Source organism: Salicibibacter halophilus (assembly GCF_006740705.1).
Classification (GTDB): Bacteria; Bacillota; Bacilli; order Bacillales; family Marinococcaceae; genus Salicibibacter; species Salicibibacter halophilus.
In genome coordinates, this window is sequence record NZ_CP035485.1 from 2,712,032 (window position 1) to 2,738,911 (window position 26,880).

The 26,880-nt window shown below is 46.1% G+C and carries 27 protein-coding genes and 2 tRNA genes; 21 read left to right on the forward strand and 8 right to left on the reverse strand.

Annotation, left to right across the window (positions count from 1 at the left end):
- Positions 1–233: 233 nt before the first annotated feature.
- From EPH95_RS13260 to EPH95_RS13290, 7 genes are all read left to right on the forward strand, one after another.
- Positions 234–488 carry a hypothetical protein gene (locus EPH95_RS13260; protein ID WP_142090542.1) on the forward strand — a complete coding sequence of 85 codons (255 nt, stop codon included), beginning with the start codon at positions 234–236 and terminating at the stop codon, positions 486–488.
- Entirely contained in the window at positions 485–1,663 is a 1,179-nt protein-coding gene (gene mobP2 / locus EPH95_RS13265) for a MobP2 family relaxase (RefSeq protein WP_142090543.1), read from the forward strand. Before EPH95_RS13260 ends, mobP2 begins: the two co-directional genes overlap by 4 nt.
- A gap of 6 nt (positions 1,664–1,669) precedes the next feature.
- Positions 1,670–2,113: a hypothetical protein gene (locus EPH95_RS13270; RefSeq protein WP_142090544.1), complete on the forward strand. Its 444-nt coding sequence runs from the start codon at positions 1,670–1,672 to the stop codon at positions 2,111–2,113.
- 267 nt (positions 2,114–2,380) lie between these two features.
- On the forward strand, positions 2,381–2,668 hold the full coding sequence (locus EPH95_RS13275) for a hypothetical protein (RefSeq protein WP_142090545.1): 288 nt from the start codon (positions 2,381–2,383) through the stop codon (positions 2,666–2,668).
- Positions 2,646–4,478 (forward strand): ImmA/IrrE family metallo-endopeptidase, encoded by a 1,833-nt coding sequence (locus tag EPH95_RS13280; protein ID WP_142090546.1) that lies wholly within the window; start codon positions 2,646–2,648, stop codon positions 4,476–4,478. The genes EPH95_RS13275 and EPH95_RS13280 overlap by 23 nt, the downstream gene beginning before the upstream one ends.
- A 77-nt stretch (positions 4,479–4,555) precedes the next feature.
- Positions 4,556–5,536, forward strand: a complete 981-nt coding sequence (locus tag EPH95_RS13285; protein WP_142090547.1) for a toprim domain-containing protein — start codon at positions 4,556–4,558, stop codon at positions 5,534–5,536.
- Between the two features lie 65 nt (positions 5,537–5,601).
- Entirely contained in the window at positions 5,602–6,285 is a 684-nt protein-coding gene (locus EPH95_RS13290; protein WP_142090548.1) for a restriction endonuclease, read from the forward strand.
- Between the two features lie 639 nt (positions 6,286–6,924).
- On the opposite strand, the gene EPH95_RS13295 is transcribed toward EPH95_RS13290, so the two are convergent.
- The 5 genes from EPH95_RS13295 to EPH95_RS13315 all read right to left on the reverse strand — a co-directional run bounded on the left by EPH95_RS13295 (position 6,925) and on the right by EPH95_RS13315 (position 10,934).
- A tRNA-Thr gene (locus EPH95_RS13295) sits at positions 6,925–7,000 on the reverse strand.
- A gap of 1 nt (position 7,001) precedes the next feature.
- Positions 7,002–7,076 (reverse strand) — tRNA-Asn (locus EPH95_RS13300).
- 92 nt (positions 7,077–7,168) lie between these two features.
- Complete coding sequence (locus EPH95_RS13305; protein WP_142090549.1) at positions 7,169–8,230, reverse strand: acyl-CoA dehydrogenase family protein; 1,062 nt, start codon at positions 8,228–8,230, stop codon at positions 7,169–7,171.
- A gap of 242 nt (positions 8,231–8,472) precedes the next feature.
- A complete protein-coding gene (locus tag EPH95_RS13310) occupies positions 8,473–10,218 on the reverse strand; it encodes an IS1634 family transposase (protein WP_142090550.1) in 1,746 nt (581 codons plus the stop codon).
- Between the two features lie 191 nt (positions 10,219–10,409).
- Entirely contained in the window at positions 10,410–10,934 is a 525-nt protein-coding gene (locus EPH95_RS13315; RefSeq protein ID WP_142090551.1) for a DUF4242 domain-containing protein, read from the reverse strand.
- Between the two features lie 90 nt (positions 10,935–11,024).
- Between EPH95_RS13315 and EPH95_RS13320 the strand changes: the two genes are divergently transcribed.
- Positions 11,025–11,474, forward strand: coding sequence for a winged helix-turn-helix transcriptional regulator (locus EPH95_RS13320; RefSeq protein WP_142090552.1), 450 nt, complete (start codon positions 11,025–11,027; stop codon positions 11,472–11,474).
- On the opposite strand, the gene EPH95_RS13325 is transcribed toward EPH95_RS13320, so the two are convergent.
- Genes EPH95_RS13325 through EPH95_RS13335 form a run of 3 tightly spaced genes read right to left on the reverse strand, consistent with a single transcriptional unit; the run spans position 11,468 to position 13,992 of the window.
- The gene (locus tag EPH95_RS13325; RefSeq protein WP_142090553.1) at positions 11,468–12,229 is read right to left on the reverse strand and encodes an ABC transporter permease; all 762 of its coding nucleotides are present in this window, start codon (positions 12,227–12,229) and stop codon (positions 11,468–11,470) included. The genes EPH95_RS13320 and EPH95_RS13325 overlap by 7 nt on opposite strands.
- An 8-nt stretch (positions 12,230–12,237) precedes the next feature.
- The gene (locus tag EPH95_RS13330; RefSeq protein WP_142090554.1) at positions 12,238–13,185 is read right to left on the reverse strand and encodes an ABC transporter substrate-binding protein; all 948 of its coding nucleotides are present in this window, start codon (positions 13,183–13,185) and stop codon (positions 12,238–12,240) included.
- A 33-nt stretch (positions 13,186–13,218) separates the two neighbouring features.
- Positions 13,219–13,992 carry an ABC transporter ATP-binding protein gene (locus EPH95_RS13335; protein ID WP_142090555.1) on the reverse strand — a complete coding sequence of 258 codons (774 nt, stop codon included), beginning with the start codon at positions 13,990–13,992 and terminating at the stop codon, positions 13,219–13,221.
- A gap of 229 nt (positions 13,993–14,221) precedes the next feature.
- Between EPH95_RS13335 and EPH95_RS13340 the strand changes: the two genes are divergently transcribed.
- The 13 genes from EPH95_RS13340 to EPH95_RS13400 all read left to right on the forward strand — a co-directional run bounded on the left by EPH95_RS13340 (position 14,222) and on the right by EPH95_RS13400 (position 26,758).
- Entirely contained in the window at positions 14,222–15,787 is a 1,566-nt protein-coding gene (locus EPH95_RS13340) for a helix-turn-helix domain-containing protein (protein ID WP_142090556.1), read from the forward strand.
- 174 nt (positions 15,788–15,961) lie between these two features.
- Positions 15,962–16,468 carry a hypothetical protein gene (locus EPH95_RS13345; protein WP_142090557.1) on the forward strand — a complete coding sequence of 169 codons (507 nt, stop codon included), beginning with the start codon at positions 15,962–15,964 and terminating at the stop codon, positions 16,466–16,468.
- A 41-nt stretch (positions 16,469–16,509) separates the two neighbouring features.
- Positions 16,510–17,316, forward strand: coding sequence for an MBL fold metallo-hydrolase (locus EPH95_RS13350; RefSeq protein WP_160141769.1), 807 nt, complete (start codon positions 16,510–16,512; stop codon positions 17,314–17,316).
- A gap of 203 nt (positions 17,317–17,519) precedes the next feature.
- Entirely contained in the window at positions 17,520–18,152 is a 633-nt protein-coding gene (locus EPH95_RS13355) for a TetR/AcrR family transcriptional regulator (RefSeq protein WP_142090559.1), read from the forward strand.
- Positions 18,153–18,220: 68 nt separating this feature from the next.
- Complete coding sequence (locus EPH95_RS13360) at positions 18,221–18,565, forward strand: SCP2 sterol-binding domain-containing protein (protein WP_142090560.1); 345 nt, start codon at positions 18,221–18,223, stop codon at positions 18,563–18,565.
- Positions 18,566–18,651: 86 nt separating this feature from the next.
- Positions 18,652–20,184 (forward strand): class I adenylate-forming enzyme family protein, encoded by a 1,533-nt coding sequence (locus tag EPH95_RS13365; protein ID WP_142090561.1) that lies wholly within the window; start codon positions 18,652–18,654, stop codon positions 20,182–20,184.
- Positions 20,151–21,389, forward strand: coding sequence for an acyl-CoA dehydrogenase family protein (locus EPH95_RS13370; RefSeq protein ID WP_319592782.1), 1,239 nt, complete (start codon positions 20,151–20,153; stop codon positions 21,387–21,389). Before EPH95_RS13365 ends, EPH95_RS13370 begins: the two co-directional genes overlap by 34 nt.
- On the forward strand, positions 21,386–22,606 hold the full coding sequence (locus EPH95_RS13375; protein WP_142090563.1) for an acyl-CoA dehydrogenase family protein: 1,221 nt from the start codon (positions 21,386–21,388) through the stop codon (positions 22,604–22,606). The genes EPH95_RS13370 and EPH95_RS13375 overlap by 4 nt, the downstream gene beginning before the upstream one ends.
- 11 nt (positions 22,607–22,617) lie before the next feature.
- Positions 22,618–23,397, forward strand: a complete 780-nt coding sequence (locus EPH95_RS13380) for an enoyl-CoA hydratase/isomerase family protein (RefSeq protein ID WP_142090564.1) — start codon at positions 22,618–22,620, stop codon at positions 23,395–23,397.
- 24 nt (positions 23,398–23,421) lie between these two features.
- On the forward strand, positions 23,422–24,264 hold the full coding sequence (locus EPH95_RS13385; RefSeq protein WP_142090565.1) for an SDR family NAD(P)-dependent oxidoreductase: 843 nt from the start codon (positions 23,422–23,424) through the stop codon (positions 24,262–24,264).
- Positions 24,265–24,292: 28 nt separating this feature from the next.
- Positions 24,293–25,435 carry a thiolase family protein gene (locus tag EPH95_RS13390; protein ID WP_142090566.1) on the forward strand — a complete coding sequence of 381 codons (1,143 nt, stop codon included), beginning with the start codon at positions 24,293–24,295 and terminating at the stop codon, positions 25,433–25,435.
- A gap of 19 nt (positions 25,436–25,454) precedes the next feature.
- Positions 25,455–25,793, forward strand: a complete 339-nt coding sequence (locus EPH95_RS13395; RefSeq protein ID WP_142090567.1) for an SCP2 sterol-binding domain-containing protein — start codon at positions 25,455–25,457, stop codon at positions 25,791–25,793.
- 59 nt (positions 25,794–25,852) lie between these two features.
- Entirely contained in the window at positions 25,853–26,758 is a 906-nt protein-coding gene (locus EPH95_RS13400; protein ID WP_142090568.1) for a R2-like ligand-binding oxidase, read from the forward strand.
- The last annotated feature ends 122 nt before the right edge of the window (positions 26,759–26,880 follow it).

A 26,880-nucleotide genomic window follows, 5' to 3' on the forward strand; every position in this document is an offset into this window, starting at 1 on the left:
GACGTTCGATAAAACCATGCAACAACCTTACACCAATTACGATTTTCTTGATATCGTTGTTTCCCCCGGCTCTGCCGGGGATATCACCCTATGTGATATCAGAAACCCCTTATGCTCTTTCTCTCTACCCCTCTCTTACACGATCCAATCACCAATCGTTACAAGTGGGGCGAAGATGATGATCATTTGCTGAATGAAAAATCAGAAGGAAAAAATCAAAAGGAGGATGCAAAATGGATATTGTGATCCGAAATGTTGAACCAAGAGCGATTCAAAAAGTGGAAGAACTGGCGAAAGAACAAGGTCTATCACGCGAACAATTTTTACGAGAACGAATCATACAGATGGCGCAATTCTATATGGAGGATCAACGGGTACAACGTTTGGAAGATTTAGTAGCCAGCAATCTGCAAGTGATGGAACGATGTGCTGACAGCATGCAAACGATGAATGACCTCATTGGTGACGAACCGGAGCTAACACCATGAGCACGTCAACCGTCACACCGGGCGTGGTATTGAAAACAAAATTTATTACATCCAATGCCAAAGCCTTTGATCAGTACGTCAATTATGTTGATCGGGAAGAAGCCAAAGGGGATAAGCAACTGCCTTCGCAAATGTTTTCGCTATACAATCATTACATGGATGATCCGGAAAAGACATCGGCGCTTTTTACGGAAACATCCGATCACCTTCATAACGATGATAAAGAGGATTTAAAACATGCCTTTCAACATGCGCAAGAAAATAAGAGTCTCATGTGGCAAGATGTGATCACCTTTGATAATCAGTGGTTAGAAAAACAAGGGATCTATGATCGGAAAACCGGCTCGTTAGATGACAAAGCATTGAAGGCTGTCACCCGTTCATCAATGCAAACGATGCTCAAAAAAGAAGGGATGGAACAAAGCGCCGTTTGGTCGGCGGCCATTCACCGAAACACGGATAACTTACACATTCATGTGGCTACCGTTGAACCCGAACCGACGAGAGAGCGTGGCAAACGAAAACCCAAAACCTTAGATGCGATGAAAGGGGCAGTGGTCAACGGCTTACAAGATCGAAGTCATGAACGTGAGCAAATTAATCAAATCATTCGAGGGAAGATGGTCGATGGCAAGAAAGAACAAAGCACACTGAAATGGCGCAATCGTGAAATGAAACCACTCTTTAAAGATATTTATGAACGGCTGCCGGAGAAAAAACGGCATTGGAATTATGGTTACAACACCCTAAATCCGATCCGTCCAATGATCGATCAACTAACCACAAAGTATTTGGAGAAACATCATCCGAATGATCTCAAAAACTTGCATCAACGTTTGGATCGTGAAGTGGATGAAATGAAAGCAGCCTATGGCGATGGAACAAAAGAAAGCAAACGGTATGAAAACTATAAAACGAATAAGATCGATGATCTTTACAAACGGATGGGCAACGCCTTTTTGAAAGAAATGAAGTCGTTTGACGATCAATTGCACCCAAAATCAAAGGCAGAAGGAAAAGAAGATCGTCATGCGTTGCGTCATGGTCGGTCATCAGGGATCGCGATGCAGCAATCATTAAACCGTATGAACCGATCGATGAAACAGACCTATCAAGAGTATATGAATGACATGGATCATGAGCGACTAGAACGAGACATTGAACGCGAAAGGTAGGGAGCAATGATGAGTGAACGTGAACGCATGAGTCTCCGTGTGCTTCCGGAAGTGATGGATTATATCGATGCTTACCGTGATCAGCATGATATTACCTATCACGGGCAAGCATTGGAAAAAATCATCCAAGAGCATGAAGCGTGGAAAATTGAAGATCGATCCAATCGAGCCATTATGGATATAGCCGCCGAGCAATTCCATCAAGTGTTTGCATCAGAATTAAAGAAACTTCAATTGGGGGTGAATAATAGTGATAGAAACACGCAAATCCTTATGGAACTCATGAATGGCATGCTTATGAATGAAAACCATCTCATCACAACATCCAATATGGAAAGCAAGCCGGTAAGCATCGCCAAAGAAGAAGTCAGAGAACGCATCGTCCATCAACGGCAGAAAAAGATCGATTGGGAAGAAAGTCAAAAGGCGAAACAAACAGAAAATCATTAAATGGAAAGGAGAGTAAACCGCTGATAAAATCATTTTTTAAAAAGTTTAAACCCAAAAAGCAATCGAAAAATTATCGTATCATTGATCGTGAATATAGTGGCGTTATGATAGAGGAACCGAAAAAACGTCGGTTTTTAAAGGTTATCAAAGACCAAGGATGATTGCTGTTGGTACAAAAGGAAGCGCCCTATCATTAATCAGTCGAGCTTCTAATGGCGACAAAGAGGCACAAGAAAAGATTAAATCCATGCAGAAGGAGGAATGATCATGTTTTTTTTAGATGATCGCTACGAAGTGGGTGTGTTTGAAAGTTTAGGCGATCATGATGTTGAAATCTTGGTCGGCAACACCCGTTATACGATTGAACTCGATCCGGCAGATAAAGCTGCCCTTGAACAGCACTTGATCAATCAAGAAAATTTGTTGATTCCGTTTGATACGCAAACGAAAAAAATGGTGTTGGACGTTGGCCAAAATTATCATGAAGTAGACATGGAAGAACTGATTGATGCCGCCGATCGGAGGTGGGACGATGGCGAGAACGAGACCCCGTAAATCACCGGAAGCGATCAAACAAGAAGTTGAGGAACTAACCAATGGCATGGAAGAAAAGGTGGCCACCCATTTTCATTCCAAGGATCAAATGAAGGAATACTTGCGGTTTATGGGACAATTTCATAACTACTCCCGGAATAATGTCCAGCTCATGCAATTGCAATTTCCGGGTGCAGAAGCCGTTGGTTCATATAAGTTTTGGAAGGATAAAGGTTTCCCCGTTCAAAAAGGAGAGAAAGGCTTCAAAATTTTGGTTCCGCAACGGCTCGGTGATCAATTTCAAAACGAGGAAGGCACATGGAAGCCCGTCAAATATGCGACTAAAAATGAAAATTCACACATTGAAGATGGCCATCTCCCCAAACGAGATGGTCGTCTTGTGTTTTCAACGGGAAGCGTCTTTGATATTAGCCAGACGTCGGCCACACGGGATGATTTGCCGGCTTTATTCCCAAATAAATGGATGGAAGGGAAGGTGGAGGATTACGGCCAACTTCGTCAAGGCATGGAAGCCATCGCCAAGGAAAATGGCATTGCCATTGTCGAACCGAAACAAGAGTTAGGCGCAGCCAAAGGCGTTAGCTATACCTTAACAAAGGAGGTGGCATTAAATCCGCGCAACGATGAACGGCAGGATGTCAAAACCTTGGTGCATGAGTTGGCGCATGCGAAATTGCACACGGCAGAAACGCACCATCAATATTCGCAGCCGGAAAAAGAGTTTCAAGCAGAGATGACGGCTTATACGGTAGCCTCTCATTTTGGCGTGGACACTTCCGATTATTCGCTGGATTACCTTACATCTTGGACGAAAAACCGCACCTTTGACGATCATCAGCAATTGCTCAAAGAAGTGCAAGACACATCACACCAGTTTATCACCACGATGGAACGAACGTTAGACAAACCACCGGAAAAAGATCAGCCTCGGGACAAAGAGGAAACGAAGGGAGACGATTCAATGATTCATCAAACGAAACGGCAAACGAATGAGCGAGAACAATTTGAAAAAGCCCCAATAACGGCACAATATCAAAACAATCGATCGATGCATCCGGAGGAACGAGAAAAGCCAATGCCAGCACATCAAGAAAGCCCGTTGCGAGCTTACCGCAACGAAATGACTGCCCATGAACGCAATGCAAGCCCAAAAGATGATAAAACAACGGAGCATCAAGCGTTTAAAGACCTTTATAAGCGTGAAGTCATGGGCGTGATTGAGCCAGAACAATTTGAAAAAGCCCCGATAACGGCACAATATCAAAACAATCGACCGATGCATCCGGAGGAACGAGAAAATCCAACGGCAACACGTCAAGAAAGCCCGTTGTTGAAAGCCTACCGAAACGAAGTGACTGCCCATGACCGCAATGCAAGCCCGTTTGAAAAAGAAGATAAAAATGCCGATCATCAATCATTTAAAGACCTCTACAAGCGCGAAATCATGAATATGATTGAGCCGGGCGTCGGCAAACAATTAGACCGGGAGGAATCCGGCGACCGACAAGAACGAGTGAAGCGCATGCAAGCCTTTGAGAAGGAACATGATCCGCATACGGTGTATCAACTGAAAAAAGAGTCGTTGCAAGAAATAAAAGAACTTCCTCTCTCTGAACAAGGACAGAAACGCCTCAATTCGCTTGAAAAACAGTTAGATGAAGAATACGGCAAGGATCAGGAAAAAACATCTACGAAAGGCGCTGAACGTTCCAATGAGCGCGAACGTCGCGAACAAAATGAACCGGTGGCTACCTCATCGATCAGCACGGGAACGCAAACGAATATCAAAGGGCCAGAACCGGATGTGTGATGGGTCAGAACCATAGGGATGATGAAATCCCTGTGGTTTTTTCATTTTATTTAAAAAATGAAAGGAGGGAGTACGGCATGGTTAACCGTGTCCGTACGGAACAAGTGGAACGTGCCAAGCGCGTCGATCTCATGGACTACTTGGAATCCAAAGGGGAAACGTTTAAAAAGGAAGGGAATTACTACCGGCACACCGAACATGACAGTTTGATCATCCGTGATCAAATGTATGCATGGAACTCACGCGGGGAAAAAGGCGCTGGCGTGATCAATTTTGCGCAAATGTATTATGGCATGTCTTTTCCCGAAGCCGTGGAGGACATTACAAACGGTTCTTACAAGGAAAAAGAACGGCCGCCATCAGCCAAAATACCGTCCGAACCCTACCGATATCCTAGCCACTATGAGGTGAGCGATACGACGCGCATGCATCAGTATTTAACCCAGGATCGCAAAATTCACCCTAAAGTCGTGAATTGGTTGGAGCGCAGGGATTATATGGCGCAAGACAAACGGGGAAATGTCGTTTATAAGTGGAAACAGCAGGGCGAAGTTGTGGGGGCGGATCGGCAAGGCACCCAACCAATGTCTCGCACCGGCGACTGGTTTAAAGGCATTGACAAAAACAGCCCAGGGAACGCTGGTTTCTCTTTTGATATTGGAAAGCCGGAAACGCTCTATGTGTTTGAAAGCGCCGTCGATGCGTTGTCTTATTGGAGTGAAAAGAAGGGGGATATACAAAATGCACGTATGCTTTCAATGTCTGGTTTGAAACGACACACTGTTAGCGCAGAAATGAACCGGATGAATAGGGAAGGATACCCACCGAAACAAGTGGTCATTGCCGTGGACAATGATCCGTCTGGTCGTGATTTCGCCTATGGCCTAAAAGATGTGTTGCAAAACTATGTAAATCAAGACGGGGAACGGGTTGGGAACGTTGATTTGCCAAAGGAAAAGGATTGGAATGAACAATTAAAAAAGAATGTGGCCGTCGAACAGCCGCGAGCGAAAGAATCCCAACCCTCTCCAGTCAAGGATACGGAACCGGAACGATAATGGAAACCTTTACGCACGGGTTTCGGCCCGTGTATTTTTGTTGGACGCTGAAAGGAGTTTGAAGCATGATAGACGAGGGTACGGTTGTCAGCATTTTTCTTGTGGTACTTTTTCTTTTCACCTGCCCATTGATTATTGTTGGTTTTGTTTGGGTGATGAGAAAATGGATGAAGCATCGTCGGGAAAAACAAGCGTTCCAACGAGTCATTCAAAGTGGCATTCGTTCGATCGACCAAATGGATGGCCACCAATTTGAATATTTTTTAGTGCAACTGCTTAAAGCATTAGGCTATCGATCCGTGAAAGGAACGAAACGTTCCAATGATTTTGGGGCTGATTTGGTGATGGAAAAGGAAAAAAAGAAGATAGTTGTGCAGGCGAAGCGATACGGGTATAAGCAAAGGGTGGGAATCCAGGCTATTCAGCAAGTATTTGCGGCAATTCCTTTTTACCAAGCTCAGGAGGCCTGGGTGGTCACAAACAGCTTTTATACGGCTTCGGCCTGTAAACTCGCCCAGGCTTGTGGTGTTCATCTGTTAGATCGTTGGCGCCTGCAGCAATTTATCGTGAATGTGAACCCGGAAATGACGGCTCAAAAGGTGTATGAAAATGTAGAGCCAGCGCGACGCAATTGCCCCTTGTGTGGCTCACCTTTAGTGGTGCGAAGTCATCAGGAGAATACGAGACGATTTTTTGGATGTTCTTCATTTCCGAATTGTCGGCATACGGAACCATTAAATGCTTCCTGATTTTCTCCTATGGGGGAGGCGAGTCCTTCAAAGTATGGTATACTAGAGAAACAATAAACAACTGTCCAGGGGTGGACGTTCACCTTGTCAACCTTCGTGCCAATTGGCGCCCTTTTTCTTGAGGGGGAAGGGAGGTGAACAGTCATGGTGATCACTTATGAAACGGCCATGTTATGTGTGGCCGTAGCCACGTTGGTGGTCTTGATGATGAAACATGACGATCAAAAAAAGAAGTAACCACCCCTGGTGTCCAATCCAAATGGGTGGCTACTTCATCTAATCATTAGGTGAACAAATCCCTTGGTAGGAGTTGTTCTATTGGGAGGCCGTTGGTGCAATCACACCACGGTCTTTTTAAATATATGCCTTTTCTAACCTTAGTATACAATAACATCTTGCTGTTGGCAAATAAAATGTGGAACCGATTAAACGATATGATTTCTGGCCATCTATTTCGTTCGAACATTCGCAAACAATAAAGATTGCGGCTACTGTCATGTTTAAGTTTATGGGAGATTAAAATGCTAAAAATGCACTTTAGTTAAGTAAAGGTGCCAAATTTGTGCCAAAAGACCTCATCCGTAATTGAAAAGCGACTTCCAACAAACGCCAAAACCCGCATCATGTAAGTATTTGTACTGGAGCTTCCTGCCGGACTCGAACCGGCGACCTCATCCTTACCATGGATGCGCTCTGCCTGCTGAGCTAAGGAAGCATGGCTCCGCAGGCCGGATTCGAACCAGCGACGGATCGGTTAACAGCCGATTGCTCTACCCCTGAGCTACTGCGGATTATGTGTCTGTTTTCCGTTACGAACTGTATATTATCATATAGCATCGAATGGGTCAAATAATGGAAAGGTGATGAACACGGGCACCCGCTTTTATCGGCTGTTAGCGGGTGTTTTGTCGTGTTCGATCATTTTTTCAAGGTGTCTTACCGTTGGTGTTAGGTTAATGAGGAAATAGGCTTCGCGCAGGCGGCGTGATGGGCCGCTGTTATGGTTATAGCCCGGACCGCCGACGTGCAACATCGCGGCGTTTGCTGCGTTAATCGCTTCGTAGGCCGCTTCTCTGCGAATGGGCAGCAAATCAGCCCATTTCAGGTCGTCGACACTTGTTAACAATTCATTTAGTGATTGTTGCATGTTTTCCAATGGTTGTTGAATATCGGTTGATTGTATTGGCAAGTAATCATTGCATCCGCCTTGTTTATTTTCGGACATGTCCATGGAGCGTAATGACGACTGAATGACGCCAAATCCGAGAGGAATTTGATAGACAAGAAAATAAGGGCGTACGTTGGCAATGAATGTATCTGCGTCTTCAGATAACACTTGGCCATCGGGAATAAACAGTTGATTCAATCGGCAGGCATACGTTGCACTGCCATTAAGACCGAGGTAATTTGTTTTTTCTTTAAAGTCAATGCCTTCGTCATCACAATGGATAAAGACCATGATGCGTTTCTCATTATGCACTTTAGCCACCGCGCCAAACCAATGGTCCTTTCCCAGATTGGAAACAGCCGGTAGCGCGCCGGACACCGTATAACCGCCGTCAACGCTTTCCGCCTGAAGGTGCATAGGTTCCAGGTCAGCGTAGTGCTTCATGGGATTGGAAAGCCCGGTGCCACTTATCGCACGCCCCGCTTCAAGCTCAGGCAAAAGCTGCGACTGCAAGTATTCATTGCTGCTGTGGCGAACATACGTCGTTGCCGCTAAATGGCACCAAACGTTGAAGCCTGTCGTCATACAAAACTTGGACACTTCTTCCACTACCTCAACTTCTCTTTGCACCGTTTGCTTGTAGGGCAATGTCCCTGAGGAGAAATAGCCATGTTTGCCCAACAACTCCAAAATTTCTTTTGGATAATAAGCATCCGTATCAATCTTGTTAACGATCGGTTTAAGTTCTTTCCTTAACAATTCTTTTAAATGATCCATGGGGTCATTCTCCTCATAAGACAAATATATTCGATCACTATAATCGGCTTTTAGTGCAAAAAAATGAAGTCGATTTCCATATACCCCAGATTTCGCGCTAGCGACCATGCACACTAATCATTCCTGATGTCCAACGCGTTATGCTTGTCTGATTGTAGCTGATTCATCAGCCAATGCAACAAAATGCGCGCTTATTCCCGTTCCTTCGACATTAGCAAGGCAAACGAATGACCGTCTCAAGGTTACTGGTGACGGCTCTCGACAGCCATCGAGCTCCTTGGTTCTGTGAAAATGGAGGCATCCATTTCCAACAAATCGAGAATACGGGGTAATTGCGGCTCATAATGCTTCGGGAAGAACCGCCGAAGATGTCCGTCAATCTCCATATGAAGGATGTCGACGGTGTCCAAAAGTTCCAAAACAGATTCACCCGTGGGGCGAAAGCTTCTGCGTCCTCCTCCGCCAAGTTGGTTCAGGGGTTCGGAGGCCCCTTCCATGTTTTTGCGAATCAGGTATTCAAAGAGGCTGTACACCATGACACTGATCATCATCACACATGCAAAAGCTTCCACGCGTTTAGGTTTTGCCAGATAGACCCTGCCGACAAAAAAGGGATTTTTGAGGAAACGAAAGCGATTTTCCACCGTTTGTTGCCCTTTATAGGCCTTTAACAGCTCCACGTCTGCTTGATCATCTTTGGCGACACTGGTCACGAGAATAAAGATAGAGGCTTGCTTTCGAAGCGCCTCGAGCTGTTCGTCCGAAGGGGGATGAAGCGTTAATCGGACACGATAAACCGTGATCGGCGGCGGTGGCGCCTCCCCTTTTTTGGGACGGCCCCGCTTTTGGCGTTTGCCCGGCAGCTCTACACAGACCGTCGTGCCCTCAAATGTATGGTAGCCTTTTTGGTGTTTCTTGAGAAATGCGCCCAGCGCCTCTTCCGCGTCGGCCTCGCAGGAGAAGTCCTGCCTTTCCAGCTCGGCTTGTTCCTTGTGCCAACGTCGCTGTTCCTTTTCCAAGCTGCTTTGGATGGTTTTTTCTTTTCGGGCATCCATATGGTCGGATTGGATCACCAGAAACCGGTAGGTTTTCCCGTTAAGGTCAGCTTTGGTGGGATAGATGCGGTAAGAAGCAGCGCCTTTACGGTCCACGAGGGCACCGATCTCCTCCCACTGATCCAAATCCTGCTCTAAGGCCTCTGCCTTCAAGGTTTTGGCGAGATTGAAATTCTCCGGCAATCGGGACAAAAACTGAAAATCGGCCTGATCCTTTTGGCCCGTGGTGGCCTCCAGATTATCTTGGGTGACCAGGGCACTATCCGAAATAAAAATCGCCTGTTCCAGTTGTTCCGGATCATACCAATCGGTGAGCGCATGCAAGACATGCTTGTTCCACGTTTTATCATCCTGGTTACCGTCTAAAATATCGCCATAAACAGGGATGCCTTCCGGCGTCGTTCCCAACCCAAACTTGAATTGGGGCAGATCAGGCCGGTGGTCTTTGGAATAGCCGCGTACAATTTTCAAGATGTCCTCCTCGTCCGGGTGATTCTTGGGTTGGCCCGTGTACACAAAGGATGTGGTATCAAAATGGAGCCCTTTCCACGTGAGGTCGATCGGAGCTTGAACGGCCTGAATGGCTGTCTTACAGACCTTCTCAATGCCCGCCTCATGAAGGGCCTCTAACGCACGGCCGAGCGCATCGTCATTGAAATCATTCGCTTTCGTTCCGGGACCAAAGAGTAACTCGACATCTTGCTCTTGATAAAATTCTTGGACGCGATAAAGGGCTTTACGATGGGATAACTGATTGATGATCATAGCAGCTACTCTTGTCCCTACGGAGACGTTACAGTCTTTCTCTTTGACAGGAGATAGCTTGTCGATGGCCTCAATTAATCCCATTTTATCCATCAGCTGGCGGATCACTGGCGTTGATCCGATACGAACGGGTTGAATGTCGGGAAGATCTTCTGGTGATAGGCTCAAAGGAATCACCTCATGGGTTGTCTTTCCTGAACCTTTGATACAGGTAAGGCAAATTCCTGCCAAAAATTAAGAAACATACTCAAACGGGCGCGAAATGTGGGATATACAGTATGCAATGTTTCATTGATCAATGTTAAATCCTTTTGGATTGGGAGCCGGGGAGAAACCTCATCCCCGGTTTTTTCGAACCCTTAGTCATGGGAAATTTCCGTAATCGAGTCAAGCGGCGTCTTGACAGCTTCCCTTGCCCGTTTTACAGCATCTTCATCAGGGGCGTCATAGAAGCAGAGGCATTTGGTCATGTCTTCACAGACATACGTTCTTGCAAAATCAACTTCGGGAACCTCTGCGTAATGAACGGAGTTTTTCTTTTTTCGTTCTAAATACGCATCCATCGTTAAATCTTCCGGGAAATTCCATTCAACCAAGTAGTTGACTTTCCCTTTTTCTTTTTTCGCATCTTCCAGGTCCTGGCCGACGATGCGGACTTCTTTTACAAGAGAAACGGAGATATTTTGATTTTCAAGCGCTTCTTTCGCTGTATCCTCGTTGTCGCTTTCAACAATGAAGAATGCTTTGTCGAAATCACTGGATACTTGCACTTCAATCAGCTCAGATTGCTCCAGGCTCTTTTCAAGAGTGGCCACCTTTTCATCGAATGCGGTTTTTGATCTGTTATCATTGTCTATAGTAGATTCCAATAAAAATAATCCCATGTATGTCGCCTCCTTTTGTTGGTTATTATAATACACTAGGTTAAATAAATCAACTTAGTTTATGTTATTATACGTGTAGGAGTGATTTTCATGAAAAAAAACTATAACCTTCCTTGTAACATTGCACAAACGTTGAACATCGTCGGCGATCGTTGGACACTGTTGATCCTTCATGAATTGATGGTTGGCCACACGACGTTTAACGAAATAAAACGGTATCTGGAAGGGATCTCTTCCAATTTGTTATCCGATCGGCTGAAATATTTAGAAGAAGAAGATCTTGTGGCATCCACCCTTTATTCGACGCACCCGCCCCGATTTGAATATGCTTTGACGGAAAGTGGCAAAGACTTGGAGCCGGTTTTCCATTCCTTATTGTTGTGGGGACGAAAAAACCTTGACCCTTGTTATAAAAAACTCGTGGACACAACCGGCGATGAAGTGGAAATTCGTTATTTTAATCCACAAACGAATCAGTTGGTCGGCTCGGATGATTTAAGTGTGATTACTATGGATGAAAAAGTGGGGGAGAGCTATTGATAGCCCCACTGTTTTCCCACCCATTTTTCAAATAAACCGACGCATTTATCAAGAATCAATCCCAGTACACCGATGGAAAAAATGCCTGCCAGCACCAAGTCGAAATCGAGCATGTTTCTTGAATCAATGATGAGATAGCCAAGGCCGGATTGTGCCCCTACCATTTCCCCGGAAACGAGAAAGATCCAAGCTGTGCCGACAGCAATATGCAAACCATTGGCAATCCCGGGAAACGCGGCCGGAAAGATAATTTTGTACATGAGTGCAGGCTGTTTAATTTCCAGGTTCTCCGCGAGTTTCAAGTAAGTTGCATCGACTTTTTTCACGGCCGTTATGGTGGAAAGCAAGACCGGAAAGAAGGCTGCGATGAAGATGATGACGATCGCCGGCATATTGCCGATGCCGAACCATAAGACAATGAATGGTGCCCAAGCCACGGGTGCTACGGGGCGAAGGACTTGAACGATCGGCTCAACAATTGCCCAGAGTCGTTGGGCGCGGCCAAGGATGAGACCAAGAATAACGGCGGCGAGCACCGCGCTGCCATAACCGCTGATAAAACGAAAAAGACTAATGGTTACATGATCAAACAGTGTGCCGTCCGCGAGGAGCGAAAGAAACCCGGTCGCCACACTTAGAGGAGAGGGGAGTAAAGCCTCCTCATAGTCTCCAATCCAGATGATGAGCTGCCAAACGGTAATCAGCAGCAGGAAGCTGATCAAGATATTCCCGGTTTTTTTCCAGAATGGCTTCATGTGCATCCCTACAGTTCTTCAAAAAATGATGGATCGACGAATTCTTCATAGGTTGGAGGATCATCGGACAAATCCAGGTCAACGAGGCGTTGTCTCAGGTAATTAAAATCATCGCGTGGAATCTCAAGGTTGTCGTAAGAAATCCAATCCAAAGATAAAGCCAAAGCCTCTTCGTCTATATCCATATAATGCTGATGGACAGCAAAGCTTTCCTCATGGTCATGATCCGCGTGCTTTCCAGCTTCGCCATAACCCCTCATGAATTGGTTCGCAAGTTCAGGTTTTTCGTCGATTAAATCCTCGCGAAGCACGAGGGCGCAGCATAAGCTGTTTGGCCAGTGTTCATGGGATTGATGGAGCACATGGCCCGCATCAAGGGTGACCCCGAGCGCGCCGAAAGGTTCGGCGACGACATAAGCTTCAACCCGTCCTTCTCCGAGCGCTGCCGGCATTTCGGCGGGAGGGAGCTCTACAACATTCACATCTCCGTACTCCATCCCTTCCGCTTGCAGCATTTCATCGAGCAAAATGTTATGAGAAGAAAGGGTATGCGGGATCGCTACGGTTTCCCCTTCCAGATCATTTGCGGAATCGATGTTGTGGCCTGCAATAATGGCATTTCCGTCCTGGTGTCCCAAGGCGGTTGCTTTTAGGTCGATTTCTAGCTCGTTGGCCTTCATCGCGAGTTGAAACAGCACGGAAGCCCCGTCGATTCTTCCGCTGTTAAGCGCATCCATTAAATCGATCCAATCCCCGAATTGCACCAATTCTACTTCAGCACCATCCAAATATTCATCTTCAAACTCATTCATGAAATAGAGCGGGGAGGCGTGGGTGATAGGCAAGTAGCCAATTTTTATCACATCGTCTTCAGCGGGTTCTCGTTGCCCGCAACCCGCCAGGATAATCGCTGTGGTTAAGAACAAAATAACGCTGATGGTTCTTGTTCGTCGCATCTTTACCTCCATTCGCGCCATCACGCTCGCCATTTAAATATGATAATCGGGTTCGTTCTCCGTGCCTCCGAACTGAAAGGAATCAAAGATCGTTTTTCGGAAGTATTGAAAATCATCGTGGCTGCGATCTCTTGGTTTTGGCAGCTGAATCTTTAAAGAACGCTTTATACGTCCGGGGTTCGGCTCCAAGATGATGACGCGATCCGATAAATAGACGGCCTCATCTATGTCATGCGTGACCAAAACAATCGTTGATTCTGCTTTTCTTTGAATGCGCAATAACTCATCTTGTAAGTAATATCGATTGAAGGTGTCCAATGCCGCAAAAGGTTCATCCATCAGGATGATTTCCGGTTCGATGGCCAGCGCCCTCGCGATAGCCACGCGCTGTTGCATGCCCCCGGAAAGTTGAGATGGGAAGTGGTCCGCATTTTTTTCCAAGCCGACTAGTTGGATATAACCGGAAGCCCGTTCGTGTTTTTCTGCAGCTGTAATATCTTCGTTCTCCAGCCCGAGCTCCACATTTTTTTGGACTGTCCGCCAAGGAAGCAAATTATAATGCTGAAAAAGCATAATGGCCTGTCGCCCTGGTTTCCTCACCGGTTTTCCGGCGATAGACAGATCCCCCTCTGACAACGTTTCAAATCCGCCGATCAAATTGAGCAATGTGCTTTTGCCGCAACCGCTTTCCCCAAGGATCGATACAAATTCCCTGTGCTTTATGTTTAGATTGATGCCTTCCAGAACTTTTTCGGTAGACGCAAAGCTTTTCCCGACTTGATCAAGCTCGACAAGTGTAGACAACATCGGACACCCCCTGTTCCCAATCTTTTAAATAAATCATATCAGTTTACTTGCCATTAGTTAAAGATTTTATTACACTTAGTTGAAAAAAACAACCTTATTGTGCGTGCTTTCCTATTTTCTATCATTTTGAATTTTATAACTGCATCGTTTATAATAAGAGGATAGCTACAAATGGTTTTATCTAAAATATTATAGTGAATGAACATTCAATCATTGAGGAGGGAGCGATGTGGAAGTTTATAAGCGTATCGATGAGTTAACGTTTGAAGGTATTGTGATCCTCCAAATGAATGAAAGTTCCATCGCCAGAGAGTGGGATCGATTGCTTCATCGCCACATTATTAAAGAAGGCCAGGTGATGCAATGGGATGAAGAAGAGTTAAAAACCCATCTGGATACGATTATGAAATGTCTGAAATCTCAATTATTTATAGAGGGAAAGAAGGATACGGAAGAAGAGTCCCATGTCAAAAAGATTTTACATGAAGTAAAAATGGCATGGCGGGAAGAGGACATTCACATTGATAAACATGAAATGACTTTTATTTGCTATTTGTTGGAGAATGCGACCCATAAAGCCATACATACACCGGATGGTTCTGGGATTACCTTCCGCAATCACCAGGCTGTCCATCATTTTTTTACGATGTTGAGCCAACATTTAATGCCTTATCCATTAGATGGAATGGATCTGCAGGGGTATTTAAACTATTTGTTCTCGCTCCCTGAGTTTTCTTTTCATTTTATCGTGCGTTCCCGCAAGGATAATTCCACTTTTCAGGTCATAGATGTCATAGAGAAATCCGGTAATTCCATGGAGTCGGGCTGGCGGCACATGTTGCAAAGCATCCAAACGGAATCCATCGAACTTTTGAAGAAAGCCGTGTTGCGTTTAATGGGAGACGAGGAAGAGACTTTTGGAAAGCATGTGTTCATCACACAGGAAGTCGGCAATGAGCTGCTTTTGTTTTATGTTCCACAAAAAAATGTTTCACGTACGAAAGCGGTCTTAAAGTTGGCTTTTCGTTTGTATGAAGATATTCGTGAGACCGTTTCCCATGCTGAAAACCAAATAAATTGGCGCTCATTGGTAGCCCTTTTCTATGAATGGGTCATGCGAGCGCGGCGGCTGGAGGATGCTTTTGAGCACATCGCTTCCGGGTACGTACGCTATTTGCCGTTTGAACGTTGCGCGCTTTTTTTATATTTGCCAAAAGAAAAAAAGGGGATCGGGATGACGGGGTATAATTTAAATGTCGACGAGGTCAAAAATATCACGGAGCCTTTCTCCAGTCCATCTATGGTTCAAGAATTTTTGAAAAAAATTCGAACGTACCGCCCCATTTTTATTGACGATGCTGCTGATGTGCTCCCGGAGTACTATATAAATAAGTTCAAACTGAACTCTTTGGTGGTATCTCCTATTTATTCACTGTCGAAAAAGGAGTTCATAGGAGCCGTGTTTTTGGACCAAGGCGAGGGGCAGAAATTTGAAGTTAACGATGAACTAATGAATGTGTTGGTGAAAATGGGTCATCATGTCGGAGAAATGCTGATGCAATATCAAGAATCCCAGTACGATCATTTACAAAAAACGGTGTCTTCCCGCCTATCCCCGCGGGAAATTGAGGTGATGAATCTCGTCAAAAACGGGAAATCCATCGACGAAATTTCCACTGTGTTGCATCTCAGCCAATACACCGTAAGAGATTATATTTCCAGCTCCATAAAAAAGGTGAACGGGAGAAACCGAACACACGCCGTGGCTATCGCCATTCAACAAGGATTTATATAAACTAGTTTTTGGGAAAATTGGAAGAGCATGGGGTGTGCTTTTCCGATTTTTTTATAACGGATCGGATCCCCCCGACATCTGTAGGGTACCTGTCCCCTATTCCCCGCAATGTAACGGTATTGATTGGCAATTCATCACTGTTTATGATAACAATAAAAAGGGAGATGGTGCGACATGAAGGCTTTCAACGATTCGGAGCATTTTTACAGCGTGGTTGGCGAGTTTTTGAAGGTTCCGACTTCCCCGAGATCATACGAAGATTTACGGCGATGGTGGGGAGAAAATCCGGCGTATCATGAAGAAGGGGATGAAATCGACCTCATCAATGGTATCGGGCAAAAGGTTGCCAAGACGAGAATGAGTGCCGAATTTGTGTTTTCAGAACCGGAAGCCCTGATCTGTATGGATGCTGAAAACCCTAGAAAAGGGGAACATTTTAGCGTTTACTTGGGGGATTCACCGATTCCCGCGGCATTAAGTGTGAAAACCACCGGGGATATGGCTCATCAGTTTTGGGCAGGGAATGTAAGTCTAACGGCTGCAATTATGACAGGCAAGATCAAAACAAAGGGTTCTAAACAAAAAGCATTAAAGCTGTTGCCGCGGATCGCGCCGGCATTTGCATTATACCCCCGGTATTTGGAGATCATTGGTGAACAAAGATTGTTACGTATGTTATAGAGGGAAAGTATCGGAGGGAATCGTATTTGACACCGGTTGCTATGAACAATAAAAGAATAAAGAAATGGAAACATGAGCAGGTTGAAATCATCAAAATCTCGGTCCACCCTTATGTTCCGTTAATATCTGTTTACCTTTATTATGTTGACGGTATGCTCATTGATACCGGCCCGAGTAAAAGGCGGCGGGCTTTGGCCCCCGTTTTTCGGTCAAGAGAGATTGAGCAGGTAGCGATTACGCATTACCATGAAGATCATTCAGGCATGGCACCATGGATCGCGCGTAATGTGACAACGAAGATATTCACACATGAAAAAACCATTCCGATCGCCCGGGTAACGGCAAAGGTCCCATGGTATCAGGAACTTTTCACCGGGCGTCGTCTTCCTTTTGAGGCGAAGCCGTACCCGAATGTCATGGAAACACCTAAGTACCACTTTTACCCGATTGAAACCCCCGGCCATACTGCCGACCATGTGTGTTTATTTGAGCCCCGGCATGGCTGGCTGTTTACCGGCGATTTATATATTACCCCGTATCCAAAGGTTTTTTTGCAGGATGAATCGATGTCCGCATATATTGAAACGTTGCACAAACTGAACCGTCTGGATTATCAGACTCTGTTTTGTGCTCATGAAGGCGTCGTTCAAAACGGGAAGGAAATGATGAATCGCAAGCTTGAATATTTGGAGAGGACTCGAAACGAGGTCTTGCGAATGCACCGAATGGGGTGGAAAGATCAAACGATCAAGAAAAAACTTTTTCCTCATAAAGTGAAACTGGAACAACGCTCGTTCGGCACATTTTCGAGGATGAATATGATCCGCGCTTGTATTCGGGAGCAATAACTTCCGATTTCCCTCCTACGACAACTACCCCCTATATTTCACGTATGATCACGCGCTGAAAAAAATCAATACCCGACATTTATGGGAATAGGCAACGCGTGATCAATCGCCTACAATTGATATAAATCGCTTACATTTTATGAATTCCGAATACTGTGATTAAAAAGTACGGATACGTATCAGTATTGCAGGAGTGAACACCGATGATTTCTCTATTGTACCATCATCAGCCATATGAAGATCCGCAAAATAAGATTCTCGCTGCTGCATTGCATTTATACACCGGAAAAGGGTTTAGGGAAACGTCGGTGTTGGAAGTTGTTGAGCGGGCGCGAGTGTCGAAGACGACCTTTTATCATTTTTTCAATAGTAAAGAAGATTTGCTCATTCAATTGTTTCAATCTTTACTCGAAGAAGTCTTGAAAGAGGTGAAACAAACGGCAGCACTAGAGACACATATTGCTCATAAGTCATTTGCCGGTATTCGCCGCTATCTGCAAATCTGCAATGATCATCGTCCTGTTGCTCGCCTTTTACTCGTGTCTTCTTCCGGATTGAGCCCGGAGGTTGAAGAGGTGCGTCACAAAGCTCACGTCGAATTCGCAACATTTATCTATGAAAGTGTGCGCGCCGAACCTAATCAAATGAAAAGGCTTTCTGACGATCAAATCCATACCGCTGCACAAGCGATGGTAGGCGCCATTAATGAAGTCGTGATTCACAAAATCATTGTAGAAGATAAAAAAGACATAGAAGAATTGGCGCAATTGCTAAACCGTATTGCCGTCGGAACGTTTACCATGCTTGCTGAATTTAAAGGGGGGATGCGGTTGTAAGTGCCTTTTACAACAAAAAGACATTTAATCAAACATTTATTTAAATTAAAAGAAAAGGAGTTTTTATCATGGCAAACATAAAAGAAGTTTTTGATCAAATCAATACAGGCCTTAAGGAAGATCCCTCTCGGGCAGGAGGCGTGGAAGCTGTTTATCAGTTTAACTTGAGTGGAGATGAAGCCGGGACATTTCAGGTCATTCTGAACTCCGATGATGGCCGCGCGGAAGAAGGAGAAAAAGAAACACCGGATTGTACGCTGACGCTCGATTCCGATGATTTTATAAAAATGGCCGAAGGAGAATTGAACGGAACGGAAGCGTTTATGAGCGGACAGTTGCAAATCGACGGAGACATGGGATTGGCGCTGCGTCTCCAGGAAGTGTTGGAAGCGTATAACACCGAACAGCAATAACTTTTTCCTATTAATAGTAGGTTCATGTCGGTGAAGCAGTAGTATGTGTAGCCGACTTATTTTTAAACAGGAAGGGGGCTCCGTGGATGAATTTAAGTAAAATTTGGCGGGAAAACGTTGATGAGTACGGGGAGTATCCCATCCTTATCTATGAAGGGGAGGAATATACAAACGTGCGCTTGGATGAAGCTTCTTCACAATTGGCGCACACACTAAGATACATGGGTGTGGAAAAGGGAGACCGTGTCGTTGTTACGATGCCGAATTGTCCCGAAGTCGTTATCGCATTCGGCGGTGTCATAAAAAACGGTTCGGCAGTGGTCCCCGTCATGCCGCTTTTGCAAGCACAGGAACTCCGTTATATATTGGAAGATTGCACACCGAAGGTAGTTTTAACGACAAACATGTTGTTTTCAAAAGTGCAAGAAGCAAGCACCGGACTCTCGTCTCCCCCGAAAATTTTTACTTTGGAAGAACCGGAATATGAGAATTCTTTGCAAAAAACAATGCAAAAAGCTTCAACGGAAACGCCCGACGTGAACATCCATGAAGAAGACCTGGCTGCATTATTGTACACGGCAGGAACAACCGGTGCTCCGAAAGGTGTTTCTCTGTCCCATAAAAACCTTTATTCCAACGCGGTTGCTGCTTCAAAAAAAGCAGAAATTCTCAAACTTAAAACGGGACGGGTCAGTCTGAGCATCCTTCCTTTTTCCCACGCTTTCGGATATACAATGATGAATGTTGCGTTCATGCTTGGGGATAAAAATGTGCTTCTTCCGCATTTTGAACCTGTGAAAGTGCTGGAGGCGATCGAAACATACAAAGTCACCCACTCGGCAATGGTGCCCGCTATGTTTCACGCGCTATACCATCATCCGGATGCACACAATTATGATACCTCGACATTTTTTGCTTGTATATCCGGATCGGCTGCGCTTCCCAAACCGTTAGCGGAAGGATTCCAAAAAAAATTCGGCTGTATCATCATGGAAGGATATGGGTTATCGGAAGCTGCGCCGATTGTAACAGCAACAGATCCACGGAAAAAAATTAAATCCGGATCCGTCGGGCAGCCGCTGCCGGGCATTGAAGTTGCGATCGTCGATGAAAGTGGCCGTCGGTTGCCTGCAAATGAAGTCGGGGAGTTAATCGTCTCCGGTCCCAATGTGCTGAAAGGGTACCACGGAAAGCCGGAAGAAACAGGGAAAGTGTTGAAAGATGGATGGTTGTACACCGGAGATATGGCCAAAATCGATGAAGAAAATTATGTGTTCATCGTCGACCGCAAAAAGGATGTCATTATTCGCGGGGGGTTTAATATCTATCCGAAAGACCTGGAAGAGTTGTTATTAAGCCATTCCGAGGTATCTGAGGTGGGCGTAATCGGTGTCCCTTCTGAAAAAATGGGGGAAGAAGTCGGCGCTTATGTTGTGAAAAAACGTGGCTCCGATATAGGAGAAGAGGAGTTGATCGCTTTCTCCCAGGAACATTTAGCGAAGTACAAAACCCCTCGATTTTTGAAAATCGCTGGCTACCTCCCGAAAAATGTTATCGGGAAGACAGATAAAAAGAAACTTCGCGAATGGGCGAAAGAATTTCAGACAGCATCGAATTAATGGTCATCTATACAAAACTGAAAAAGGAGGAGTGCCCATTGATCTCATTTTCCCCTACCGAAGATGAATCAGCATTCGTTGACGTTGCCCAAGGGTTTGCGAAAGATGTCATTCGCCCCATGGCGAGGGATTGTGAAAATAATCGAGCGGTTGATGCCGAGATTATCGCGAAAGCAGAGGAGATTGGCGTAGCTTCGCTCGAATTTCCCGAGCATTGGGATGGGCTAGAATTGCCCTTAATTTCCCAGGCGCAAATGTTCCAAGCCCTCAGTTACGGGGATCTGGCGGTGGTTCAAGGTTTGCCGGGTGCCGGGGATGCAGCCTCTATCATTCGGCTGGATCCGGAAAGTCCGGTGTTTGATGCTTACAAAAAAGCCGGACAGAGAGGCGTTTGGCCGAATGTTGCTTTTATCGATGCATTCAATAAGGAGGAACCTTGGGCGGAAGAGATGCAAATCAATAAAAATGGCAATGGTTATACATTAAACGGTGTTTCCCACCCGGTACGTTTGGGAGCAGAGGCCGAATATGTGGCTGTGGCTGCCGTCGATACGGATGATGAACCGGTAGTGTTATGGCTCCAAAATCCTCCTGGGGGCGAGCGTTGGAGTGTCAAAGCCGGAGACTATCGTCTTGGGCTGTTAAGCGCAGGCCTTGCTAAACTCCAATTTGATGATGCCGGAATTCAAGCGGACGAGGTGCTCGCCCAAGGCGATGAGGCTCGTGAATTGATTACACAGGGACAGACACGTATTCGAGTATTACAGGCGGCTAAAGCTGTTGGTTTAATGGAAGCCGCGCTTGAATATGCCACGGAATACACCGCCGAACGCAAGGCATTCGGCAAAGTGATCGCGCAATTTCAAGGGGTATCCTTTAAAATCGCGAAAATGGCGATTGAAACGAGAATTGTAAACCACCTCGTCTGGGACGCGGCAACTAAAGTGGACGCAGGCAAGAAGGATGCCGTTGAAGCGTCTTTGCGGGCCTTGTATCGAGCCCATCGCTCCTCGCTTTTTGTTACGGACGCAGCTGTTCAAATGCTTGGTGGACACGGATTTGTCGATGAATTCCCGGTGGAGAAATGGGCTCGTGACGCCCAGGCGCAAGCCGGTCTGTATGGTCGGGGACACGATTTGATTACTCGTCGCGGTGAACGGATTGTAAACGAAGCAACTGGGGCGAAGAGGGGAGTGCTGCAATGATCTCGTTTGAGTTATCGCAACAACAAAAACAAATTCAGCAAATGACCCATTGGTTCGCGAAAAATGAAATAAGACCGATTGCGATGGAAGCGGATCGCCTGGAGCGTGTACCGGATGATTGGCTGGATAAAGTGAATAAAATGGGGGTTCATCTGAACACGTCATCGTTTGGCGGTGGCGGCGGGAAAAACAAATCCTCGAAAAAGAAAGAATCGAAAGAAAAAGAAGGAAATCGCATGGGTGTTTTGGCTACCGAAGAAATGGCCTGGGGTTGCCCGGCGGTTGCCTTATCGCTCCCCGGTGCCGGCCTTGGAGGTCCGCCCGTGCAAAGCAGCGGTACGCCGGAACAAAAAGAACGTTTTCTATCGATTTTTACAAAAGATGAACCTCGCTGGGGCGCATACGCATTGACGGAGCCTGAAGCAGGTTCGGATGCATCAGGTGTGCGTACATCTGCCGAAAAAGTGGATGGCGGTTACGTGTTAAATGGACAAAAGATTTTCATTACCAATGGCGGACGCGCGTCCTGGGTCGTCGTGTTCGCCACCGTTGACCCGAGTCTTGGCCGTGCAGGACAGCGGGCATTCGTCGTTGAGAAAGGGACTCCGGGATTCTCGTGCTCACGCTTGGCCCATAAAATGGGACTTCGTGCGAATGAGACGGCGGAATTACTGCTGGAAGATTGCTTTATCCCTTATGAAAACCTCCTGGGTGGAGAAGAGCTTTATGAACAGAACAGCAACAGTACAAGCCCGTCCGGGTTTCAAGTGGCGATGAAGACGTTCGACAGCACCCGTCCTATTGTCGCGGCGATGGCTGTTGGAATTGCACGCGCTGCTTATGAATATACGGTCGATATCGTGCAAAAGGAGTATCCGAAACAAGGCCGTTATTTTTCATTAGCCGCACAGACATTGGCTGAAGCGGAACAGGATATCGATGCCGCGCGATTACTTACATGGGAAGCGGCCTGGAAAGCGGACGTCGGAAAGGAAAATGCTAAAGAAGCAGCCATGTGCAAAGCGTACGCCGGGCAAATGGCACATGATGTCACCGTGAAATGCCTGGAACTTCTGGGTCCCGTCGGCTTGGATGGACACATTGTAGAGAAGCTTTTCCGCGATGTGAAAGTATTCGATATTTTCGAAGGAACCAATGAAGTCCAGCATCTCGTAACGGCTCGACGTCAATATCAACCTTATGGAATCAGGGTTTAGGGAGTGAATATATGGCTTACGAAACCATTCAAGTAGAGAAAAAAGATAAGGGTGTCACTTGGATAACCATTGATAATCCTCCCGCCAATGCCATCGGCGATCAATTGATGGAAGAGCTCGTGAACGTGGCCGAAGAACTGGAAAAAGACAAAGACGTTCGTGTGATCGTCTTAACGTCCGCACATGAAAAAACGTTTCTCGCCGGTGCGGACTTGAAAGGGATGATGCAAGGCGGCGGGAAAGGAGAAAGTATCGCGGAAAAAAGCGGAAGAATGCAAGCCTGTTTTGACCGGTTTGCCATACTTGAGAAACCGGTTGTCGCCGCGATTAATGGTCATGCTCTAGGCGGAGGGTGTGAATTGGCGCTTGCCTGTGACTTCCGGATTATGTCCAAAGGGAAAATCGGTTTAACGGAAACGAATCTCGGTTTGATTCCGGGGGCTGGCGGCACACAACGAATGACAAGGCTGTTGGGTCGTGCGAAAGCGATCGATTTGATTTTTAATGCGAGGCGATTGGAGCCGGAAGAAGCTTTGAATATTGGGCTTATTAACCAAGCGGTTGCACCGGAAAGCCTTGAGGCGGAAACTACTGTGTTCGCCGAGCACTTGGCCGAAGGCGCCGTGCAAGCGATGGGCTTGGCGAAACGGGCCATCAATAACGCTGAAGGTTCAATCGAGGAAGGCCTTAAAGTGGAAGCCGATGCGTTTGCGGAAACGTTGAATACAGGGGAACCGAGCGTTGGAATACAGGCTTTTTTTCAAAAGAAGAAACCTAATTTTATAAAGTGAATGCACAAAGGTGGGAGAATTTGCATGTCTTCTTGGGATAACTTGTTGGAAGGGAAAGTAGCGGTCGTAACCGGGGCTTCCCGGGGGCTTGGCCGAGCGGATGCATTGGCTTTGGCAGAGGCCGGGGCCGATGTCGTGATCACCGATATTCTCATGGAGTCAGACGAGGAAAGTTCTTCAAAAGCCAAGGAATACGGAGCCATCGCACAAGTCATGCAAAGTACAAAAGTGATATATTCCGAGAAAACTTCCGAGGAAATTCGCGATATGGGACGTCGTTCCGTGGCGATGAAAATGGATGTTACGGATGTGGATGAAGTCAATGATGTTTTTAAAAAGATCTACGAGGACTTTGGCAGAATCGATATTCTCGTCAATAACGCCGGGACGGTTGATCACGTCTCGAAAATTGAAAAACAAAACGATGACTTATGGGAACGGGATCTCAAGGTTAATTTGACCGGTTCTTATAATTGTACAAAAGCGGTTTGGCCATACATGAAAGAACAGGAATACGGCCGCATCATTAATATGGCTTCGATCGTTGGAGTAAACGGAGGCTTTGGCCAGGCCAGCTATTCGGCTACAAAAGGCGGGTTGCTCAGTTTCTCGAAAAGCATGGCTTTGGAAGGTGCGAAACACGGCATTAACGTCAACGCCATTGTCCCCGGCATTATTGGAACGGAAGCCTTCAAAATGGGCAATAAAAAGATGAACGATCGCATGATTGAACGTACGGCGTTTAAACAACCGGGCGAACCGGATGACATTGCCAATGCCATCACCTTCCTCGTCTCGGACAAAGCCAAGTACATCACCGGTGTCGGCCTGAACGTGACGGGCGGGATTGATTTGTTTACGTTCTAATTCGAGCATAATACAAGGAGGTCTCTTCATGACAGAAGCAGTCATCGTCGATGCTTTGCGAACGCCCGTCGGGCGCAAAAAAGGATCGTTGTCGCAAATGCATCCCGTCGATATGCTTGTTCCGGTTCTCAGAGAACTCGTGGACCGGAACAACATTGAAGCAGGTGAAGTAGAGGATGTGGCGACCGGATGCGTCACCATGATCAAAGAACAAGGCGGCAACATCGGTCGCCAAGCCGTGCTGGCTGCCGGTTTTCCGGTGGAAGTTCCGGCGTACTCATTAAACCGTATGTGTGGTTCAAGCCAGCAGTCACTGAATTCCGCCTCCCAACAAATTATTGCCGGAGATGCCGATGTTGCCATTGCCTGTGGGGTTGAAAACATGACGACCATTAAAATGGGAACCGACATGGGCAAATTCAGCAAAGATTTAACAAGTCGATTTAACATTGTGCCCCAAGGATTGTCGGCCGAGATGATCGCGAAAAAATGGAAACTTGAGCGCGAGGAACTGGATGAATTTTCGCTGGAAAGCCATCAAAGAGCTGCCAAAGCGACAGACAACGATGCATTCAATAGGGAAATCATCCCGATGGAAGTGGAAACGGAAGACGGAAAGCAAATGCTCGATCAAGATGAAGGCATCCGCCGGAATACGTCCATGGAAAAATTAGCGGGACTGACCCCTTCTTTTCAACCGAAAGATGGGGTGGTCACTGCCGGCAACGCCAGCCAGATGAGCGATGGAGCATCAGGCGTATTGCTTATGTCACGGGAAAAAGCCGAGCAAACAGACTTAAAGCCTCGCGCCCGTGTGATTGCTCGCGCGGTTGTCGGCGAGGATCCGGTTATCATGTTAACGGGCATTATCCCTGCTACGCGAAAAGTGCTGAAGCGTGCTGGCTTGACATTGGATGATATGGACGCCATTGAGGTCAATGAAGCGTTTGCTTCGGTCGTAAAGGCTTGGGAGCGCGAATTTGAACCGGATATGAGCAAGGTGAATCCACGTGGTGGCGCGATTGCGCTCGGACACCCACTGGGCGCGAGCGGTACAAAACTAACGGCATCATTGCTTCATTATTTGGAAGATACCGGAGGAAAATATGGATTGCAAGTCATGTGTATCGGGTTTGGCATGGCAACGGCAACCATCATTGAGCGTTTATAAAAAAGGAGGACATATCAAAATGGCTCAAAGCACCGCAAAAGTTTTCCAGATGATTGACGCAGCTTTGAAATCAGACCCGGCAGCAACGGAAGATGCGGAAGGTGTGTACCAATTCAATCTTACCGGAGATGATGGCGGTACCTATCAAATGATCATTGAAAGTGAAGGCGCCCGTGCTGTAGATGGAGAGGAAAAAGAACCGGATTGTACCCTCGAGATTTCAGCAGAAGATTATAAGGATATGGTAGCGGGGAAACTCAATCCGACCGAAGCTTTTATGGGTGGGCAACTTACCATAGACGGCGATATGGGCATGGCGATGAAACTGCAAACCGTCCTCAATTCATTCAACTTTTGACTTAAAGGAAACAAAGTTTAATGGTTTGAGGGAAATATCGTATTGGAGGGGTAAATAGGATGGCTCATGAAAGGTTCCAAACCGTCGAAAGCCAACTGAATTGGAATGCACCGATGTTTCGGTTGTATGAGAAGGCGAAAAAGAACTATTGGAACCCAGCTGACATCGACTTTAGCCAAGATCGGGAAGACTTTCAAAAAATGTCTGCCGACGATAAAATGTTTTCACTTCCGCTCGTCGGTGCTTTCTCTGCTGGGGAGGAAGCGGTTACCTTGGATATTTTGCCGATGCTTGAAGTCATGGCGCGACAAGGCCGCTTGGAAGACACACTTTTTTTGACAACCTTCCTGCATGATGAAGCGAAGCATACAGAAATGTTTTCGCGTTGGCAAACGGCGGTCGGTGTCGCGGATATGGATCTGCATTCGTTCCACGATGACAATTATAAACGTGTCTTTTATGATGAATTACCGGAAAAAATGGATCGGTTGAAAACGGATGATTCGCCGGAGGCTGTGATCAAGGCAGCTACCGTATATAATATGATCGTGGAAGGGACGCTTGCGGAATCGGGGTATCACGCGTTCCGGCAAACGTTTAAGGATGCCGGGAAGATGCCGGGGATTTTGGAAGGTATTGACTTATTAAATCGAGATGAAGGGCGTCATCTTCAATTTGGTATTTTTACCATTCAACGATTGGTCGCCGGGAATGACCATCTGTTAAAAGTGTTTCATGATTATATGGATGAATTGGCGCCTTATGCCTTTGGGTTTGTGGATTATTTAACCGGTTTGTTTGAAGAGAGCAAAAAGCAAGAATGGACGAATATGACGTTGAGCATTGATCCGAATATGATGAAAGACTACGCGCGCAACCAGTTTAGCATTCGAAAAAGCAAAATCGACCGGGCACGGAAATATGAAAGTGCTGATGAACTTGAAGCAGCGGCAACAAAACAATGAGGGGACTGAAAACATTGGCTGCTTTTAAATCCATCCTATGTACAGGGAGTATGTAAAAAAAGCAGGCAAGGAAGACCTGTTAAAGGTATAATAATAATAAAGAGATAGATGTGGAGAGAAAC

Coding starts and splice junctions, on each gene's coding strand:
- EPH95_RS13260 (WP_142090542.1), top strand. CDS start 234: ATGGATATTGTGATCCGAAATGTTGAACCAAGAGCGATTCAAAAAGTG.
- mobP2 (WP_142090543.1), top strand. CDS start 485: ATGAGCACGTCAACCGTCACACCGGGCGTGGTATTGAAAACAAAATTT.
- EPH95_RS13270 (WP_142090544.1), top strand. CDS start 1,670: ATGATGAGTGAACGTGAACGCATGAGTCTCCGTGTGCTTCCGGAAGTG.
- EPH95_RS13275 (WP_142090545.1), top strand. CDS start 2,381: ATGTTTTTTTTAGATGATCGCTACGAAGTGGGTGTGTTTGAAAGTTTA.
- EPH95_RS13280 (WP_142090546.1), top strand. CDS start 2,646: ATGGCGAGAACGAGACCCCGTAAATCACCGGAAGCGATCAAACAAGAA.
- EPH95_RS13285 (WP_142090547.1), top strand. CDS start 4,556: ATGGTTAACCGTGTCCGTACGGAACAAGTGGAACGTGCCAAGCGCGTC.
- EPH95_RS13290 (WP_142090548.1), top strand. CDS start 5,602: ATGATAGACGAGGGTACGGTTGTCAGCATTTTTCTTGTGGTACTTTTT.
- EPH95_RS13305 (WP_142090549.1), bottom strand. CDS start 8,230: ATGGATCATTTAAAAGAATTGTTAAGGAAAGAACTTAAACCGATCGTT.
- EPH95_RS13315 (WP_142090551.1), bottom strand. CDS start 10,934: ATGGGATTATTTTTATTGGAATCTACTATAGACAATGATAACAGATCA.
- EPH95_RS13320 (WP_142090552.1), top strand. CDS start 11,025: ATGAAAAAAAACTATAACCTTCCTTGTAACATTGCACAAACGTTGAAC.
- EPH95_RS13325 (WP_142090553.1), bottom strand. CDS start 12,229: ATGAAGCCATTCTGGAAAAAAACCGGGAATATCTTGATCAGCTTCCTG.
- EPH95_RS13330 (WP_142090554.1), bottom strand. CDS start 13,185: ATGCGACGAACAAGAACCATCAGCGTTATTTTGTTCTTAACCACAGCG.
- EPH95_RS13335 (WP_142090555.1), bottom strand. CDS start 13,992: ATGTTGTCTACACTTGTCGAGCTTGATCAAGTCGGGAAAAGCTTTGCG.
- EPH95_RS13345 (WP_142090557.1), top strand. CDS start 15,962: ATGAAGGCTTTCAACGATTCGGAGCATTTTTACAGCGTGGTTGGCGAG.
- EPH95_RS13350 (WP_160141769.1), top strand. CDS start 16,510: ATGAACAATAAAAGAATAAAGAAATGGAAACATGAGCAGGTTGAAATC.
- EPH95_RS13355 (WP_142090559.1), top strand. CDS start 17,520: ATGATTTCTCTATTGTACCATCATCAGCCATATGAAGATCCGCAAAAT.
- EPH95_RS13360 (WP_142090560.1), top strand. CDS start 18,221: ATGGCAAACATAAAAGAAGTTTTTGATCAAATCAATACAGGCCTTAAG.
- EPH95_RS13365 (WP_142090561.1), top strand. CDS start 18,652: ATGAATTTAAGTAAAATTTGGCGGGAAAACGTTGATGAGTACGGGGAG.
- EPH95_RS13370 (WP_319592782.1), top strand. CDS start 20,151: ATGGGCGAAAGAATTTCAGACAGCATCGAATTAATGGTCATCTATACA.
- EPH95_RS13375 (WP_142090563.1), top strand. CDS start 21,386: ATGATCTCGTTTGAGTTATCGCAACAACAAAAACAAATTCAGCAAATG.
- EPH95_RS13380 (WP_142090564.1), top strand. CDS start 22,618: ATGGCTTACGAAACCATTCAAGTAGAGAAAAAAGATAAGGGTGTCACT.
- EPH95_RS13385 (WP_142090565.1), top strand. CDS start 23,422: ATGTCTTCTTGGGATAACTTGTTGGAAGGGAAAGTAGCGGTCGTAACC.
- EPH95_RS13390 (WP_142090566.1), top strand. CDS start 24,293: ATGACAGAAGCAGTCATCGTCGATGCTTTGCGAACGCCCGTCGGGCGC.
- EPH95_RS13395 (WP_142090567.1), top strand. CDS start 25,455: ATGGCTCAAAGCACCGCAAAAGTTTTCCAGATGATTGACGCAGCTTTG.
- EPH95_RS13400 (WP_142090568.1), top strand. CDS start 25,853: ATGGCTCATGAAAGGTTCCAAACCGTCGAAAGCCAACTGAATTGGAAT.